Below are 16,816 nucleotides of genomic sequence, written 5' to 3' on the forward strand. Positions count from 1 at the left end.
CTGCCTTGCTGGCCAGGCGGCGCATTCTGGATTCGATACTTATGAGGGCAGTACCAGGCCCGGATTGCTGTGGATAACATGATTTTAGCGCAGCCGCATTACCACACGGTCCAGCCGCCTTCTGAAAGGCATTGCAAACGCCTTCCGCCCGCTGTCAGCAAGCGCCCGCCGGGCATACCAGCCGCGTCCACTGGATGGACGTTTTGGGTAATGACTCTTAGCCGGCCAGCCAGCGCAGGCCCCAGAGCGCCAGCATGCCGACGATGATGACCAGCACCGCGCTGCGGGTGCGCAGGAATACCAGGATGGCGAGTACGCCCGCGACCAGCTTGTAGTCGAACACCGGCCCCAGGCCGGCCTTCCAGGGCAGCAGGTCGGGCACGATGATGGCGGTCAGGGCGGCGGCGGGCGCGTAGCGCAAGGCGCGGCGCACGCCTTCCGGCAGGGGGATGTAGTCGCCGAACAGCATGAAGCCGGCGCGCGTCAGCACACTGCACAGCGCCAGCAGCAGGATGGCGGAATAGACGTAGATTTCAGCAGGCCAGAGGGTCATGCGCGGGCCTTGAAGTAGCGTTCGGCCCAAATGCCGGCGACCACGCCCGCCACCACGGCGGCGGCCAGGCCCAGGCGCAGCGGCAGGACCTGCCCGGTCCAGGCGACCACGCCGGCTGCCAGCATGGAAATCAGCATGGGCTTGGTGTTGGCCAGCGGCACCGTGATGGCCAGCAGCGCCAGCACCGCGGCAAAGTCCAGCGACCAGTCCGTGGGCACCATGGAGCCCAGATAGATGCCGACGATGGACGAGGTCTGCCACACGAACCAGCCCGGCGCGATGGCGCCCAGGAAGAACCAGAGCTGCTCGCGGGTGCCGCGCACGGCCGCATCGCCAAAGCGCGGCATGAACAGCACGAAGCCCATGTCGGTCGTGAAATACCCCAGCCCCAGCCGCTTGGGCCAGGACAGGTGGCGGAAATAGGGATGCAGCGCCGCGCCGAAAATGAGAAAGCGCAGGTTCACCACGCAGCCGGCGGCGAAGATCAGCCAAAGCGGCGCGCCAGTGGCGATGAGCGGCAGGGACGTCAGTTGGGCCGAGCCCGCGTACAGCAACAGGGTCATGGCCAGCGCCATGGTTTCGGTCAAGCCCGACTTGACCATGGCCACGCCGGTGACCAGCCCCCAAGTTGCGGTGGCGATCAGGGCGGGCACGATGGCGTGCACGCCAGCCCGGAATGCAGCGATACGCTCCTGGCGGACCGCGACGGGGTCTTCGGATTCAGGAAGCGCGGATTCAGAGGACAACTGCTGGCCCCTGGCGATTCGGACAGGACGACATGGAAACTCTAAGGAAAAGGAACGCACGACAACCCGTTCGCCCGCCGGGATCACTACGCGCGGGCCTGGCGGCGCCGCGCCGGGGCGCGAATAGGGGCGTATTGTAACCTCGCTGCTTGATACAATACGGGCCTCGGGATTCTTGGGCGCTTGGGAGTAGACCATGTCGATGGCAGACCGCGACGGCTTCATCTGGTATGACGGCAAGCTCGTACCGTGGCAAGACGCGACCACGCACGTCCTGACGCACTCCCTGCATTACGGCCTGTCGGTATTCGAAGGCGTGCGCGCCTACCGCTCCGAGATCGGCACCGCCATCTTCCGCCTCGAAGACCACACCAACCGCCTCTTCAATTCGGCTCACATCTACCAGATCCCGATGCCCTTCGATCGCGACACGATCAACGAGGCGCAGCGGACGGTCGTGCGCGAAAACCAGCTGGAAGCCGGCTACCTGCGCCCCCTGGTGTTCTACGGCCCCGAAAAAATGGGCGTGTCGCCCAAGGGCGCCCGGGTGCACGTGGCCATCGCCGCCTGGCCCTGGGGCGCCTATCTGGGCGAAGAGGCGCTGTCCGCAGGCATCCGCGTCAAGGTGTCGTCATTCGCGCGCCAGCACGTGAACGTCACGATGCCGCGCGCCAAGGTGGCCACCACCTACGCCAATTCGATCCTGGCCAATACCGAAGCCCTGCAGGACGGCTACGACGAAGCCCTGCTGCTGGACACGGAAGGCTTCGTGGCCGAGGGTTCCGGCGAAAACCTCTTCATCGTCAAGGACGGCGTGCTCTGCGAGCCTGAGATCGCATCCGCCCTGACCGGCATTACCCGCTCCACCATCCATGCGCTGGCCGCCGACCTGGGCTTGCGCGTGGTGACCAAGCGCCTGACACGCGATGACGTCTACATCGCCGACGAGGCGTTCTTCACCGGCACGGCCGCCGAAGTGACCCCCATCCGCGAAGTGGACAACCGCCAGATCGGCTCCGGCCGGCGCGGCCCGATCACGGAGCGGCTGCAGAAAGCATTTTTTGACGTGGTGAATGGCCGCAACCCGAAGTACCATCACTGGCTGAGTAAAGTCTGATCCGCGCGGCCCGGTCCATGACCAGGCCGCATCATTGCCCCAACCTGCCGATTACCGGTTTTTTTTCAGGAATATCCATGACCGCTGCTGCTCCGGCCGCCGTCCCCCACCCCCACGAAGTCATCGAGGTCGGCGCTGACGACCTGCCCGTGTTCTGTCCGGGCCCCAAGGCGCCGCTCTGGAGCATGCATCCGCGCGTGTTCCTGGACGTGGCCCGCACCGGCTCCGCCAGTTGCGCCTACTGCGGCGCCGAATACCGCCTGAAGCCCGGCACCGTATTGCACGGCCACTGAGTCACCCGCTCTACAACGTCCACCCGTTTCCGCCGCCATGTTCGCCACGCCCGAAGAAGCAGAGCACGCGTTCTACGAAGCCCTCGACCAGGCGGACGTCGTACGCCTGATGCAAGTCTGGGCGGACGACGAGGAAGTCGTCTGCATCCATCCGGGGGGCCTGCGCATCGTCGGCCACTCGGCGGTGCACGATTCCTGGCAGCAGGTGCTGGCCAACGGCCCGCTGCACGTGCGCCCATTGCGCCCGCTGGTCATGCTCAGCATGATGTGCGCGGTGCACGTGCTGGTGGAACAGGTGGCGGTGCAGACGCGGGAAGGCACGCAATTCGCCAATTGCTACGCCACCAACATCTACCACAAGGGGCCCACCGGCTGGCGCATGGTCATGCACCATGCCTCGCCGGCGCCCACCGAAGCCGGGGTGCTCGACTTGCACGACGTACCCGACATGCTGCACTGAATCGGGTGGATTTTTAGTTGGCCGCTGCTCGTCTTGATACAACGCCCTGTCCCGTCCCCTCCTGGTTGCCCGGAGGCGACAGCCAGACGGTTTATGCCGCCCTGTTCGCGCAGTATCACCGCATCGCATTCGTGCGCGAACGGGTGGACACGCCCGACACCGACTTTGTCGATTTCGATTGGACCGGTCCGGGCCTGTTCCCACACAAGTCCGCCGACGGTGCGCCCGTCAGCGGCCAGCGTCCGGTTGCCAATGGCAAGACCGCCGCGGCCCGGTGGATGACGGATGCGGACTGGAAGTCCCTGCCGCATACGCCCGATACCCCAGCCCTGATCCTGTTCCACGGCCTGGAAGGCGGCAGCAACAGCCGCTATGCGCAGTCCATCGCGCATCACTTCCGCGCGCGCGGCTGGATCGTGGTGATCGCGCATTTCCGCGGCTGCTCGGGCGTGCCCAACCGCCTGGCCCGCGCCTACTACTCGGGTGATTCGGCCGAGGTCGGCTTCATGCTGAATACCGTGCGCCAGCGCATCCCGCATGCTCGATGGCATGCGGTCGGCGTATCGCTGGGGGGCAACGCCCTGCTCAAATACCTGGGCGAACACCAGGAGGATACCGGCTGGCTGACGGCCTGCGCGGGCGTGTCCGTGCCGCTGGACCTGGTGGCCTGCGGCAAGACGCTATCCACCGGCATATTCAACCGCAGGGTCTACACCGCCCATTTCCTGAAGACGCTCAAGCACAAGGTGCTGGAGAAGGCGCACCGCTATCCCGGCGCCGTGGACGTCATGCGCATCGCCCATGCGCATGATCTGCGCGAATTCGACGACACGTACACCGCGCCCATGCACGGCTTTCGCAATGCGCTGGATTACTGGACGCGGGCGTCCAGCAAGCCCTGGCTGCCGAAGGTATCCGTGCCGACGCTGGTGCTCAATGCCCGCAACGATCCGTTCGTGCCGGCCGCGTCGCTGCCGACGCCCGAGGAATGCTCGTCCACCATCCTGCTGCATCAGCCTACCGATGGCGGCCATGCCGGTTTTCCGACCGGCAGCTTCCCCGCCCACCTGAACTGGCTGCCCCAGCGGCTGGGACGCTTCTTCGAAACCGGCCTGTAGGGCGCGTCCTGCGCCCTGCCCGGCTCGGCCGGGCGCTCAGCCCGACTTGAAGCGTTCCAGCAACTGGCGCTCTTCGGCCAGCTTGTCCTTCACTTCCTTGATCTGCACGTCGATCTGAGACTGCTCGTAGAAGTCGGTGGACATGTTGCGCGCCTGCTGCAGCTGCGATTCCGCGGCGGCGTATGCGCCCGTCATGACGTAAAAGCGCGCCTGGTCGCGGCGCGCGGCCACGGGCTTGCCGTTGCGGTCTTCGCTCTGCGCCAGCATCTGGTAGAGGCTGGGCTCGTCGCTGCCCCATTGCTTGATCTTGGCCCGCAGGTATTCCTGCGCGTCCGTGTGGCGGCCGACGCTTTGCAGCGCCTGGGCGTAGGCGATGCCCAGGGCCCGGTGGGCGGGCCAGCGCTTGGTGCCAGCCTGGGCGAGCTCCAGCGCCCGGGGGTACTCCTTGCGGGCCAGGGCGATATCCACACTGAGCTTGGCCAGCTGGGCCGAGCTTCGACCGTCCGCCGACGCCAGGTTCCAGTTGCGCTCGGCCTCGGCCAGGTTGTTGCGCTGGAACGCCTGCAGCGCCAGGCCGTAGTAGGCGGCCGACTTGCGTACGCCCGACAGGGCCTGGGCCTCGTCCTGCAATTGCTGGCCGGCGGTGCGCAGGCTGACCGCGTCGCGTCCCTGCACCACGCGCATCTTGGCGCGTATGTACCAGAAGTCGTCGCTATCCACGTGGCGCGCCACCGGAGACTGGTTGCGCACCCGATTCTGCACGTCCGACATACGCTCGATGGACAGCGGGTGGGTGCTGGCCCATGAGCCGCCGCCCGCGCCTTCATTCAGGCGCGACGCATTCATCAGGCGCCCGAACATCTGCGCCATGCCTTCGGCGTCGTAGCCCGCCTTGGTCAGCATCTGCAGCCCGGCCCGGTCGGCTTCGCGTTCCGCATCGCGCGAAAAACCCAGCTGGCGGTTGATGGCCGCGGCCTGGCCGAATGCCGCCACGCCCACCGCCAGGTTGCCGCCGCCCCCGGCCAGGGCCGCCAGCAGCGCCCCCGCCAGGCTCGCCAGCATCACCATGCTGTTCTGGTTCTGCTGGGTCATGCCGCGGGCGATGTGGCGCTGCACGACGTGGCCGATTTCGTGCGCCAGCACCGCCGCCAGTTCGGACTCGCTGGCGGAAGCCACGATCAGTCCCGTATTGACGCCGATGAAGCCGCCGGGCATGGCGAAAGCGTTGATTTCGGGGTCGCGCACGCCGAACATCTCGACCTCGGGCACCGCGCCGGGCGCGAAGGCAGCCAGTTTGCGCCCCATGGTGGTGAGGTACTGGCTGAGTTCGGAATCGTCCACATAGGTCGGGTCGCGCCGCCCCTGGGCCATGATGGCCTCGCCCAGGCTGCGCTCCAGCGCAGGGGACAGTTCAGCGGCAGAGGCCGCACCCATCGAGGGCAGGCCTACGGGCTGCGCCCAGGCGGCGATGGGGAGGGCTGGGACGGCCAGGGCCACGGACAGCCCGACGATTGCACCCCGTTTCGCAATCGAGCAAATGGATGGCATTTTCCTGCGGTTCATAAGCCTATGATAGCGATGCGCTTAAAATGTTTCATCGATAGCCCCAACGAGGTCTCAATGCGTCCTGTCCGTAAAGCCGTTTTCCCCGTCGCCGGCATGGGTACGCGCTTCCTGCCCGCCACCAAGGCGATGCCCAAGGAAATGCTGCCCGTGGTCGACAAGCCGCTGATCCAATATGCCGTGGAAGAAGCCGTGGCCGCCGGGATCACCGATCTCATCTTCGTGACGGGGCGCAACAAGCGCGCCATCGAAGACCACTTCGACTCCGCGCCGGAACTCGAATCGGACCTGGAAAGCAAGGGCAAGCACGAGCTTTTGGCCATGGTGCGGGGCATTCTACCTGCGCATGTGAATTGCCTCTACATCCGCCAGTCGGCCCCGCTGGGACTGGGCCACGCGGTGCTGTCGGCCGCGCCGGCCGTGGGCGACGAACCGTTTGCCGTGCTGCTCGCCGATGACCTGATCGACTCCGACCAGCCCGCGCTGAAGCAGCTGATTGACGTGGCCGTGGCGCAGAACGCCAGTGTGCTCGGCGTACAGGACGTGCCGCGCGCGGATACCCGCAAGTACGGCATCGTGGCCACCCGCCAGGGAGAGGCCAGCGCCAACGGCCGCACGGAACGCGTCACCCATATCGTCGAAAAGCCCGACCCCGAAGCCGCGCCGTCGACGCTCGCCGTGGTGGGCCGCTACGTGCTGGAAGCCGCGATCTTCGACCACCTGCGCTCGACCAAGATGGGCGCCGGCAACGAGATCCAGCTGACCGACGGCATCGCCTCGCTGATGCGCGAGCGCGCCGTGTATGCGCACCGCTATGAAGGCGTGCGCTACGACTGTGGCAGCAAGGCCGGCATGTTCCAGGCCACCGTGGCGCTGGGCAAGAAGTACCACGGCCTGCTGCCGGAATAGCCGCAAGCCTGCGGCTATTCGTGCCGCGTCAAGGCTTGAGCGCCGCGGCCTCGCGCCGGCCGTTGAAGCCTTGTTCCAGAATCTTCCGCGCCGAGGGCTCATGGGCCTTCGGCCCGCCGATGCCAAAGCGCTGTGCCGCCACGCCCATCAGGACGATCACGGCGCCCAGTGCGGACGTGTACAGCACCTCCTGGCGGTACGTACCCTCCAGCACCATCGTCAGCAAGGCTGCGCAGATGAACAGGATGACCGCCCAGGTCAGCCAGGGAAACAACCACATCTTGAACTTCAGTTCGGCTCCCTGAGCCTGCAGGCGCTGCCGCATGCGCAGTTGGCAGCATGCGATGGTCAGGTAGACGAACAGCGCTACGCAGCCCGTGGTTTGCATGAGGACGTCGTACAGGTCCATCGAGGACGTCGCCATCATGTAGACGGCAACGAATGCGAACACGCTGGATATGACCACGCCCACGTACGGCGCACCGGACGAAACGCCAGTAACGGCCATGATGCGATGCGCGTCGCCGCGACGGGCCAATGAATAGAGCATGCGCGACGAGACGTAAAGCGCCGAGTTGAAGCAGCTGCAGACCGAAGTCAGCACGATGGCGTTGACGATCAATTGTGCGTAGGGAATGCCCATCGCGTCCAGCACCACGTTGTAGCTGCCACGCGTCGGGTCGACCAGGGCGGGCGTGTCGTAGGGCACCAGGCAAACCACCAGAAAGATGGACCCTACATAGAACAGGCAGATCCGCCAGACCACCGATCGGATGGCTTTCACGATTTGGCCACCGGGCTCGGAGGTCTCTCCCGCCGCCACCGTGACGACTTCCGCGCCCATCATTGCGAACATGATGCCCAGCAATGCGGTGACCACGGCGCCGGGCCCATTGGGCATGAAACCCCGATCGGCGAGATTGGACATGCCGCCGGCATCGCCAAAGGGCCACAGGTGCACAACCGCCAGCGTTCCGACCACCAGGAACAAGACGATGGCCACCACTTTGATCAGGCCGAACCAAAACTCGAATTCCCCGTAGTTCCTGACGTTCATGAAGTTGACGCCTATCAACCCAAGCGTCAGGAGCAGCGCGTAGACCCAATTGGGCGCCACGGGGAACCAGCCATGCAGAATCTGTCCCGCGACATAGGCTTCCCACCCCATCAGCAGCGCCCAGAAGTACCAATACAGCCAACCGATGGTGAAACCCGCCCAGCGCCCGATAGCGCGATCCGCGTAAGTCGAAAAGGAACCGGTATCGGGCTGGGCCACGGCCATCTCGCCCAGCATGCGCATGACTAGAAACACCAGGATCCCGCCGCCCAGATAAGCCAGGATCGCCGCGGGTCCGGCCAGCGCGATCTGCTTGCCGGACCCCACAAACAAGGCCGCGCCGATGACCCCGGCAATGGAAATCATCGTCATGTGGCGCGATTGCAGCCCACCCTTGAGTCCCTCACCCTTAGACATGCTTTCTCCTTTGACCGCGCCCCCGGTATGGAACGCGCTTGTTTTGTTTTTTTCCGCACAGGCCTGATGCAAGGCGCGCCTGACCCTAATCTTCAAGTCCCGCGGGCGCGAACCCGGCCAGGAGCGCGTCCAGCCAGCGCGGCGCAAGATCCCGCGCTTCGCGCGCTTCCTTTCTGCGTACGGCGTTGCGGACCAGCGAACCGCCGAAGTACTTGATGGGTTCGGGCGGAAACCGCTTGGGCTTGCGGCCAACCAGGGCGCAGCGGCGCCAAGAATCGTTGCGATCCAGGGCCAGGCTCGCCAGAATCCTGCCGCCCAACAGGCTGGGAGCGACGCCGTTGCCGCTCCAACCCACTCCGTAGTGGATGTGCCCCGTACCGGACAAGGTGCCGAAAACGGGCAGGCTGTCGTAAGTCCGATCAATCGGGCCCGACCACGCATGCGAGACGCGCACATCGGCAAGCATCGGGTAGGCGCGGCGGAAATCCTGTTCCGCCATCCGGCAGCTTTCTTCGTGGCGGCTGAAGGTGGCGTCGATGACGCCTCCCCGGGAAAGCGCCCCCGTACCCTTGCCGTACGCGATCCGCCCGTCTCTTGTGGTCCGGTAATACCCGACCATCAACTGCGAATCGGTGATGGCTTCGCCTCCGGTCCAGCCCAGGGAAGCCAGGCGCTCGGGGATCGCCTGCGTCACGACGATGGAACTGTTGACGGGCACGATCAGCCTTGAGATTTCAGGAATGGCCGCGGCCCATGCATTCGTCGCCAGCACGACGCTTTTGGCCAGCATGGTGCCCAAGGCGCTGCGGATCACCGCCGGATAGCCGTCGCTCAACTCCAGCACCGGCGTGTTCTCGTGGATCACGATGCCGCGCTCCAGGGCCACCCTGCGCATACCGCGCACCAACCGTGCCGGCTGCACCGTGGCATTGCCGCGCTCGAACACGCCCGCCCTGTGCATGCGAGACCCGGTTCGACGTGCAACGTCCTCCGGGAGTACGTACTCGAAGGGACGCGCGCCGACCCGGGCGCAGGCCTGGAGCGTGCCGTCCCATGACTCCTGTTGCGCCTCGGAAGTGGCAGTCCAGAGCCATCCCCCGCGGCGGATGTGCGCATCGATGCGATGGCGGCCGCAGAACTGTTCGATTTCATCGATGGCGCGTTCCGAGGCCTGGGCCAGGAACAGCGCCTCGTCGGCATCCGCGAAAGCAAGCAACGAAGCGATTTTCGGCCACCAGGACATGACCATGCCGCCGTTGCGCCCTGAAGCGCCCCCGCCGCAAACGTCGCGTTCCAGGACCACGACCTTGGACCAAGGACTGAGCTCCTTGATGCTCAACGCCGTCCACAGGCCTACATAGCCTCCACCGATAATCACGATGTCGGCGGCCTGGCTACCGGTCATGGGCGCACTTGCCTGCATGGCGGGCTCCGCCTCCTGCATCCAGAAGCTGCGTTGCAGGAAAGGTTCGGCTTGGCTTGTATGGCGTGAAATGATCATGAGCAAAGCGGCTTTAATCCAGCCGCGCCTCGAATTGAATATATCTACATAATTTCTGTAGGTTGTGATCCTATCGAAGCTGATTTTTGCAAAAAATAGGGGCTTTCCCCGATATGTCCGGTCCTATCATGAAGGATCGGATTTATATAATTTATCTATATATATTCTGTACGAACTGCCACACTGGTCCATCCACCGCACCAGCACAGGAACTTCACTCGCATGTCTGAGTATCGAATCGGCGACGTCGCGCGCCTCACGGGCACGAACATTTCGACGCTGCGGCTATGGGAGCAACACGGCCTCCTCGTTCCGGCGCGCACCGAAACGGGACAGCGCATCTATTCAGATGCAGATCTGGCTCGGGTATCCCATATCGTTCGTCTGCGGCAGATCAACGGCCTGAACATGCCTGCGATCCGTCGCGTACTGGAGGAGTCGCAGGCCGGATCAGCGTCCGCGGCGCCACCCTCGACCGCCTCAGGCGCCACGGCATCCCAGGCCCGTGAAATGGCTGACGCCGCCGCGCTTGGACTGCGTTTTCGCACCGCGCGCCGCAGCGCCGACTTGTCGCTGAAAGAAGCGTCAGATGAAACCAGCCTGCCCGTGTCCTTCATTTCCACCTTTGAACGGACAGGCCGCGGGGCCACCGTCGCCAGCCTGAAGCTGCTTGCCACCTGTTATGGCACGTCGCTGACAGCCCTGTCGGAGGTGTCGCCCAAGCCGTCGCGCAACGCGGCCGAGGTGGTGCGCAAGGGCCAGGAAAGACATGCCCCGTCGTTCGGCGCGGGCATCCAGATCCTGCAGCTCGCGACGAGCCTGCCTTCGCTCGACTGCCAGAAATGGGTCCTGGCGCCGGGCGCCCGCAGTGAAGGCGCCTATACGCACCATGGAGAGGAGTGCATACACGTCATCGCCGGCGAATTCAGCATTACGGTCGATCTGGCGGCGCCCGTGACCTTGCGCGCCGGAGACAGCATTTCGTTCCTGAGCGGACGGCCTCATTCGTGGAAAGTCGTCGGCGAGCAAACCGTGGAACTGTTCTGGGTCAATACGCCGAAGAGCTTCTAAGCTGACGGCATATGCCACCCGCCGCGGTTTTCAGGCCGAAGCGGCACGGGCACGGGCCTTGGAACGGGCCAGCGCATCGCGATCCGCCTTGCGCAAGCGCCCCTTGGCCGACAGGCGCATCAGGGTTCCCAGGGCCACCATCAGGCCGATCACCTCGACCAGCGCGGCCGGAATCCACATGGTCAGGCCGCCTATGGTCTGATCGGTCTGGGCCGACATGGCGATGGCGCGGCCGCATAGTTCGAACAGCGGATAGATGTCGCTTTCAGTGAAGGCAATGACCGCGCCGGCCACCATTTGCGGCAGCATCGTCAGCACGGGAGAAATGACCCGGCCGCCCGGCGTCATGGCCGCGGGAGGCGCGGGCCTGCGGTCCAGGATCAGGTTCCAGTACATGAAGCCGCTGATGACCACCGACCAGTTCATCAGGCGGTAGAGGCGCCAGTCCAGCATGGAATAGAACTGCACCGACGGGATCAGCCAGACGAGCACCAGGAAAACAAACAGCGTCGGCACGAAGATCTTGTGGGTCAGCACCGCCACCGTGGCGCGGCCGGCGCCGGTGCGCAGGAAGTCGCGCAGGCGGATGCGCCAGCGCATGGGCAGGCCCGCGCGCATCACCTGCCCCGGGAATGCCGCCATCACCAGCAGCGGCCCCAGATGGTGCAACACCAGATGCTGGATGCGGTGGATGAAGAACATGCGCTCGGCGTAGTAGTCCAGCCGGGTATGCATGGACAGGTACAGCAGCACCATGCCGGTCCAGAACAGGATGCTGCGGGCGGCGGTCACGCGATGGACCTTTTGGCCGCGCACGAACAGCACGATGGCCACCAGGAAGGAGGCCACCAGCGTGGGAGAGAACTCCCAGGGTATGAGCCATTCGAGACTATCCATGCAAACCATCCGGAAAACGTCGGGGCTGTACGAGGACGGGCGCCATGCGCCGCACCCGCCGATTGTAGTTGACCCCGGCCCGCCCTGCCCCGGCGCTCAGAAACGGTGCGAAATGCCCGTGCCCACCCGCGTGGTGTGGGAATGGGCAGGATCGAACTGGTCGTCCAGCGTGTAGTTCGACGCATAGCCGGCGAAGGCATAGAGCGTCGTGCGCGGGGACAGGCTGTAGGTATAGCCCAGCGTCATCACCTGCGCATTGCGCGCCGTCATGCCGTTGTCCCAATGCCAGTCCGGATGGGCCAGCGACCATTGCACCAGCACGGCTCCAGGCCCGACCGGCACGCTGGCCCCGACCAGCCAGGCATCGACCGTGCCGCCGCGCACGAAGGCAGCCGGTCCCAGGCCCATGCCCAGTCCGTCGGGATCGCCCCCGTCCAGCCCGACATCGCCGTTGCGCTGGCGCGACCATGCCAGGGACAGCTTCAGCACCTCGAAGTCATAGGAAGCGCCCAGCTGGACCGCTTGCGGCCGTCCGTTGCTGCCCGGCGGCGCGTCGGCCAGGCGCAGCTGGTCCCAGGTGGCGACCGCCAGCAAGGGTCCATCCTCATATTTCAGGCCGAGACTGAGCGCGCGGTTGTTGTTGGCTGTTTTGAACTGGCTGCGGTCGTCGGCGTCGAAGGAATAGCCGATGCCTGCCTGGAAGCCCTGCCATACCGGCGTGTAGTAATTGACCAGGTTGCTGAGCTGGTAGTTGTCGGACGCCTTGAAGGTGGCACCCATGCCCATTTCCTTCCAGGACGCGATTTCCAGGGAATTGCCGTAGACCTGGCCTATGGTGTGCTGGCGCCCCAACCGCAGGTCGCCGAAGCTGTCATGCCCCAGGCCGACCCAGGCGGCGTAATTGAAGTAGCGGTCGTCGTCGGCCCGCTTGCCCGACGAGGGATCGAAGCCGCTTTCCAGCTGGAACCTGGCGCTCCAGCCCCCGCCCATGTCTTCCGCCCCCGTCATGCCCCACAGGGTATCGGTCAATCCGCCGTCGAGCAGCCCGCTGTGGCTGCCCTGCCCCGAGACCGAGGTGACGGCCAGCCCCGCGTCCACCACCCCGTACAGCGTCAGCCCCTGCCCGGTCTCGGCGCAGCGACCCGCCAAGGGAAGGGCCAGGCCCACTGCCATCAGCGCGGCAAAAGTAGCGATTCTCATGTGTTTCTCCTGATCGCGCGGCGGGCTTGCGCCCGCCGCGGGCCTCATCTACTTATTGCCAGCCGTAGCGGCGGACCCAGATTCCCTTCAGGAACTGCGTCAGCGTGCAATAGGCCAACAGGATGCCGACCAGCCAGGGGAAGTAGCTCAACGGCAGCGGCTGCAGCTGGAGGTACTCGGCCAAGGGCGAAAACGGCAGCAGCAACCCCATCGTCACCACCAGCAGGGTCATGCCCATCAGCGGCCACGCGGCGCGGCTTTGCAGGAACGGGATCTTGCGTGTGCGGATCATATGGACGATGAGCGTCTGCGACAACAATCCTTCGACGAACCAGCCCGACTGGAATAGCGTCTGGTGTTCCGGCGTATTGGCCTGGAAAACGTACCACATGAGCGCATAGGTGGCGATGTCGAACAGGGAGCTGATCGGACCGAAAAACACCATGAAGCGACCCAGGCCGTCAGGGTCCCACTGCTGGGGCTTCTTCAACAATTCTTCGTCGACATTGTCGAACGGGATTGCGGTCTGGGAAATGTCGTACATCAAGTTCTGCACCAGCAGGTGGATGGGCAGCATCGGCAGAAACGGCAGAAAGGCGCTGGCGACCAGGACCGAGAAGACATTGCCGAAGTTCGAGCTGGCCGTCATCTTCAGGTACTTGAGCATGTTGCAGAAGGTCTTGCGACCTTCGATGACGCCGTCCTCCAGCACCATCAGGCTCTTTTCCAGCAGGATGATGTCCGCAGCCTCTTTGGAAATATCGACCGCCGAATCCACCGAGATGCCCACGTCGGCCGCCCGCAGGGCTGGCGCGTCGTTGATGCCGTCGCCCATGAAGCCCACGGTGTTTCCCTGGGCCCTGAGGCTGCGCACAATGCGCTCCTTGTGGGCCGGCGTGAGCCGCGCGAACACATTGGCCTCGCGCACGGCGGCGGCCAGTTGCGCCTCGTCCATTGCCTCGATATCGGCGCCCAGATAGACCTTGCGCACCTCGAAATCGACCTCGCGGCAGACCTTCTGCGTCACCAGCTCCACGTCGCCGGTCAGCACCTTCACTTCGATGCCGGAATCCTTGAGCGCCTTGAGCGCGGGGGCGGTGGATTCCTTGGGAGGATCCAGGAAGGCCATGTATCCGACCAGCACCAGATCGGACTCGTCGGCCACGCCGTAGGTTTGCTGGGTGGGCGGCATTTCCTTGACGCCCACCGCGATGACGCGCAGGCCGTCGCGATTCAGGTCCGCCGTCACCTGGCGGATGTCGGCCCGGCGGGCATCGGTCAGCAGATGCTCTTCGTGGCCCACGCGCAGGCGGGTGCAGACCGCCAGCATCTCCTCCAGCGCGCCCTTGCAGATCAATTCGTGATGCTCGCGGCCATTCTCGGTTTCGTTGACCACGACCGACATGCGGCGCCGGGAAAAATCGAAGGGGATCTCGTCGACCTTGCGGTACTTTGCCGCCAGATCCAGCTTGCGCTCGACTTCGGCGTGCTGCAGCACCGCCACATCCAGCAGGTTCTTCAAACCGGTCTGGTAGTAGCTGTTGAGATAGGCGTAGGCCAGCACGTCGTCGCTGCTGGCGCCGTAGACGTCGGTGTGGCGCTCCAGCACGATGCGGTCCTGGGTCAGGGTGCCGGTCTTGTCCGTGCACAGCACGTTCATCGCGCCCAGGTTCTGGATCGCGTCCAGCCGCTTGACCACGACCTTGCGGCGCGACATGCGCACTGCGCCCTTGGCCAGGGTGGCCGTGACGATCATAGGCAGCATTTCGGGCGTCAGGCCCACGGCGATGGCCAGCGCGAACAGCAGCGCCTCCATCCAATCGCCCTTGGTAAAGCCGTTGATCAGCATGACGATGGGCGCCATGACCAGCATGAAACGGATCAGCACCCAACTCACCCGGTTGATGCCCTGCTGGAACTGGGTCGGCGCACGGCTGGTCTGCGTGACGCGCCCGGCCAATTGGCCGAAGTAGCTGCGCGAGCCCGTGGCGACCACCAGGGCGCTGCCCGAGCCGCTGACCACGTTGGTACCCATGAACGCCATGTTCTCAAGTTCCAGCGCGTTGGCGGTCTCGCTGCGCTGCGTGGCGTACTTTTCGACAGGCAGCGATTCGCCCGTCAGCGCGGCCTGCGCGATGAACAGGTCCTTGGCATTCAGGATGCGGCAGTCGGCGGGAATCATGTCGCCCGCCGACAGCAGCACCACGTCGCCCGGCACCAGCTCCGCCAGCGGCACCTCGATCTGGCGCGAGCCGCTGACATGCAGCGCCACGCCGAAATAGCGGCGGGCATCGCCCTCGGCCTGGGTCGCCGGGTCGCTGCGCAGCACGGTGGCGGTGTTCTGCACCATGGCCTTGAGCGCCTCGGCGGCGCGGCTGGAGCGCTGTTCCTGCGCAAACCGCAGCACGGTGGAGATGAGCACCATGGCGCCGATGATGAATACCGCCGTCCAGGACTGGTCGTCAGGCACGGCCATGCGCACGTCGGTGAGCCAGGACAGCGCCGCCAGCGCGGTCAGAAGCAGGTTGAACGGATTCCGATAGGACAGCCACAGATGCGTGTACCAGGAGAGCGGCTTTTCGTGGTCGACCTCGTTGGCGCCGTAGCGTTCGCGCGCGGTCTGCGCCTGGGCCTCGGACAGCCCGCCGCGGCTGCTGCCGAACAGGGCGAACAGGGCGCCGAAGCCCATGCGCGACAGGTCCAGCATCTGGCGGTTGGCATGGCGCGCGGTGTCGGAAGACGCCGCGGCGGTCGCGACGCCGCGTTCCGGCATGGGCGAACGGCGGAAGTGTCTGGCGCTATGGCGCAGGCCCGCCGCCGACGTAAAGAAGGACTTGAGAAACTTGAACATCGGAGTGCTCCGGTTGTACGTGTAGTTGTTGGAGACACGGACGACCCTGCCCTCTGCTGGCTGCGCGCGGGCAGCAGCGGTCCGCGGCTTTCGCGCAGAAAGCCGTCAAACCGCCGCGTACAGGCGTGCGCAGGCGCCGGGGCAATGTTGCCGGTATCCGGATCGCATGAAATGCGCCGGGTGCGGAAAACGGATGGGAGCTAGCGGAGGAATCGGTACCGGCGGCAGAGGCGCACGCGACGTGGGCCAGGCCGGTGATTCTTGGCTGCGGACTCCGTACGGGCCAGGATGACTATCCTGCCTGTCGGCTCGCAGCGAGGAGACAGGTCAGACAGGCATGCCGGCGCCGCGCACTGGGCGCAATCGAGGCTCGGGGTCTAAGGCACTGGGCATGATCTCTCCTGTGGAAGAAAGGGCGGCTTCAGGCCAGCGCGGCCTGCGCGGCCGGCGTCGTGGTCTGGGTGCCGAAATGCACGTGGCGCACGGCGGGATTGGCGCTCAGGCGGCGCGCCTGCGACATCAGTTCGCCCCGCAGCTCCGGGGGGCAATTGACGGTGATGCAGGCGGATGCCATGCCAGGATCCCGGCCCTGGTCGATCTGCACTTGCGAGACGTCCAGGCCGGCGGCGCTGAAGTCCAGGCAGATCTGCTTGCGCAAGGCGCCCAGCTCGTCGCGCGGACAGATGACCGTCAGGCGCGAAGTGCCGCGGCGGCGGCCCAGGGCGGTGGCGCGGTCCACGCCGGCGCGGCGTAGGAACAAGTCGAAGAAACGCATAACGACCTCCATTGCAAGAATGGGGAGCGTGATCGCGAATACGCGCGCATGCGCGCTGCGCGTGGCGGACAGGCACGAGAAAAACGTGCGCGAACGCTGACGCTGCGGCTGAAGCGGCGGTTCTGGCGGTTTATGTTGGGGAGTTTCCCGGCAAGCCGCTGGCTTGCGCGATTGCCCGGGCTTGCGCCTGGAGCTTGGGATACAACCGCAACCTGTTCAACAGGCTGCGGCAGACGGAGTTCTGCGTGGACCTGTTAAACAGCGACGTCGATGCAAGATCGACAACTT

15 protein-coding genes are annotated in these 16,816 nt (G+C 65.2%); 6 read left to right on the forward strand and 9 right to left on the reverse strand.

The genetic code is table 11. From position 1 onward, the window contains the following. Positions 1–217: 217 nt before the first annotated feature. Positions 218–553, reverse strand: coding sequence for an AzlD domain-containing protein (locus tag IB268_RS19155; RefSeq protein ID WP_054449947.1), 336 nt, complete (start codon positions 551–553; stop codon positions 218–220). Further along, positions 550–1,299 carry an AzlC family ABC transporter permease gene (locus IB268_RS19160; RefSeq protein ID WP_059371643.1) on the reverse strand — a complete coding sequence of 250 codons (750 nt, stop codon included), beginning with the start codon at positions 1,297–1,299 and terminating at the stop codon, positions 550–552. Before IB268_RS19160 ends, IB268_RS19155 begins: the two co-directional genes overlap by 4 nt. A gap of 196 nt (positions 1,300–1,495) precedes the next feature. Here IB268_RS19160 and IB268_RS19165 point away from each other — a divergent pair, with 196 nt between their 5' ends. The 4 genes from IB268_RS19165 to IB268_RS19180 all read left to right on the forward strand — a co-directional run bounded on the left by IB268_RS19165 (position 1,496) and on the right by IB268_RS19180 (position 4,287). Further along, on the forward strand, positions 1,496–2,416 hold the full coding sequence (locus tag IB268_RS19165) for a branched-chain amino acid transaminase (protein ID WP_192354642.1): 921 nt from the start codon (positions 1,496–1,498) through the stop codon (positions 2,414–2,416). Positions 2,417–2,493: 77 nt separating this feature from the next. Continuing rightward, positions 2,494–2,709, forward strand: coding sequence for a zinc-finger domain-containing protein (locus IB268_RS19170; RefSeq protein WP_054449942.1), 216 nt, complete (start codon positions 2,494–2,496; stop codon positions 2,707–2,709). Positions 2,710–2,746: 37 nt separating this feature from the next. Then, positions 2,747–3,169, forward strand: a complete 423-nt coding sequence (locus IB268_RS19175) for a nuclear transport factor 2 family protein (protein WP_054449940.1) — start codon at positions 2,747–2,749, stop codon at positions 3,167–3,169. A gap of 17 nt (positions 3,170–3,186) precedes the next feature. After that, the gene (locus IB268_RS19180; protein WP_192354643.1) at positions 3,187–4,287 is read left to right on the forward strand and encodes a YheT family hydrolase; all 1,101 of its coding nucleotides are present in this window, start codon (positions 3,187–3,189) and stop codon (positions 4,285–4,287) included. A 36-nt stretch (positions 4,288–4,323) separates the two neighbouring features. On the opposite strand, the gene IB268_RS19185 is transcribed toward IB268_RS19180, so the two are convergent. Then, entirely contained in the window at positions 4,324–5,850 is a 1,527-nt protein-coding gene (locus IB268_RS19185) for a M48 family metalloprotease (RefSeq protein WP_054449936.1), read from the reverse strand. A 57-nt stretch (positions 5,851–5,907) separates the two neighbouring features. On the opposite strand from IB268_RS19185, the gene galU reads away from it, so the two are divergent. After that, entirely contained in the window at positions 5,908–6,759 is an 852-nt protein-coding gene (gene galU, locus IB268_RS19190; RefSeq protein ID WP_119449691.1) for a UTP--glucose-1-phosphate uridylyltransferase GalU, read from the forward strand. A gap of 28 nt (positions 6,760–6,787) precedes the next feature. Here the strand turns inward: galU and IB268_RS19195 are convergent, their stop codons facing one another. Both IB268_RS19195 and IB268_RS19200 read right to left on the reverse strand, forming a co-directional pair. Next, the gene (locus IB268_RS19195; protein ID WP_192329766.1) at positions 6,788–8,233 is read right to left on the reverse strand and encodes an amino acid permease; all 1,446 of its coding nucleotides are present in this window, start codon (positions 8,231–8,233) and stop codon (positions 6,788–6,790) included. A gap of 85 nt (positions 8,234–8,318) precedes the next feature. Continuing rightward, positions 8,319–9,656 carry an FAD-binding oxidoreductase gene (locus IB268_RS19200; protein ID WP_225591415.1) on the reverse strand — a complete coding sequence of 446 codons (1,338 nt, stop codon included), beginning with the start codon at positions 9,654–9,656 and terminating at the stop codon, positions 8,319–8,321. Between the two features lie 300 nt (positions 9,657–9,956). Here IB268_RS19200 and IB268_RS19205 point away from each other — a divergent pair, with 300 nt between their 5' ends. After that, entirely contained in the window at positions 9,957–10,805 is an 849-nt protein-coding gene (locus tag IB268_RS19205; protein ID WP_125471652.1) for a MerR family transcriptional regulator, read from the forward strand. Positions 10,806–10,835: 30 nt separating this feature from the next. On the opposite strand, the gene IB268_RS19210 is transcribed toward IB268_RS19205, so the two are convergent. The 4 genes from IB268_RS19210 to IB268_RS19225 form a co-directional block, all read right to left on the reverse strand. Then, positions 10,836–11,711: a cytochrome c oxidase assembly protein gene (locus tag IB268_RS19210; RefSeq protein WP_156337297.1), complete on the reverse strand. Its 876-nt coding sequence runs from the start codon at positions 11,709–11,711 to the stop codon at positions 10,836–10,838. An 87-nt stretch (positions 11,712–11,798) separates the two neighbouring features. Next, positions 11,799–12,902 (reverse strand): porin, encoded by a 1,104-nt coding sequence (locus tag IB268_RS19215; protein ID WP_192354644.1) that lies wholly within the window; start codon positions 12,900–12,902, stop codon positions 11,799–11,801. A gap of 52 nt (positions 12,903–12,954) precedes the next feature. Further along, positions 12,955–15,753, reverse strand: coding sequence for a magnesium-translocating P-type ATPase (mgtA, locus tag IB268_RS19220; RefSeq protein ID WP_192354645.1), 2,799 nt, complete (start codon positions 15,751–15,753; stop codon positions 12,955–12,957). 421 nt (positions 15,754–16,174) lie between these two features. Next, on the reverse strand, positions 16,175–16,528 hold the full coding sequence (locus tag IB268_RS19225; protein ID WP_054449923.1) for a hypothetical protein: 354 nt from the start codon (positions 16,526–16,528) through the stop codon (positions 16,175–16,177). Between the last annotated feature and the right edge of the window lie 288 nt (positions 16,529–16,816).

It is taken from the genome of Achromobacter sp. ACM01, assembly GCF_014851745.1.
Lineage (GTDB): Bacteria > Pseudomonadota > Gammaproteobacteria > Burkholderiales > Burkholderiaceae_B > Achromobacter > Achromobacter aegrifaciens.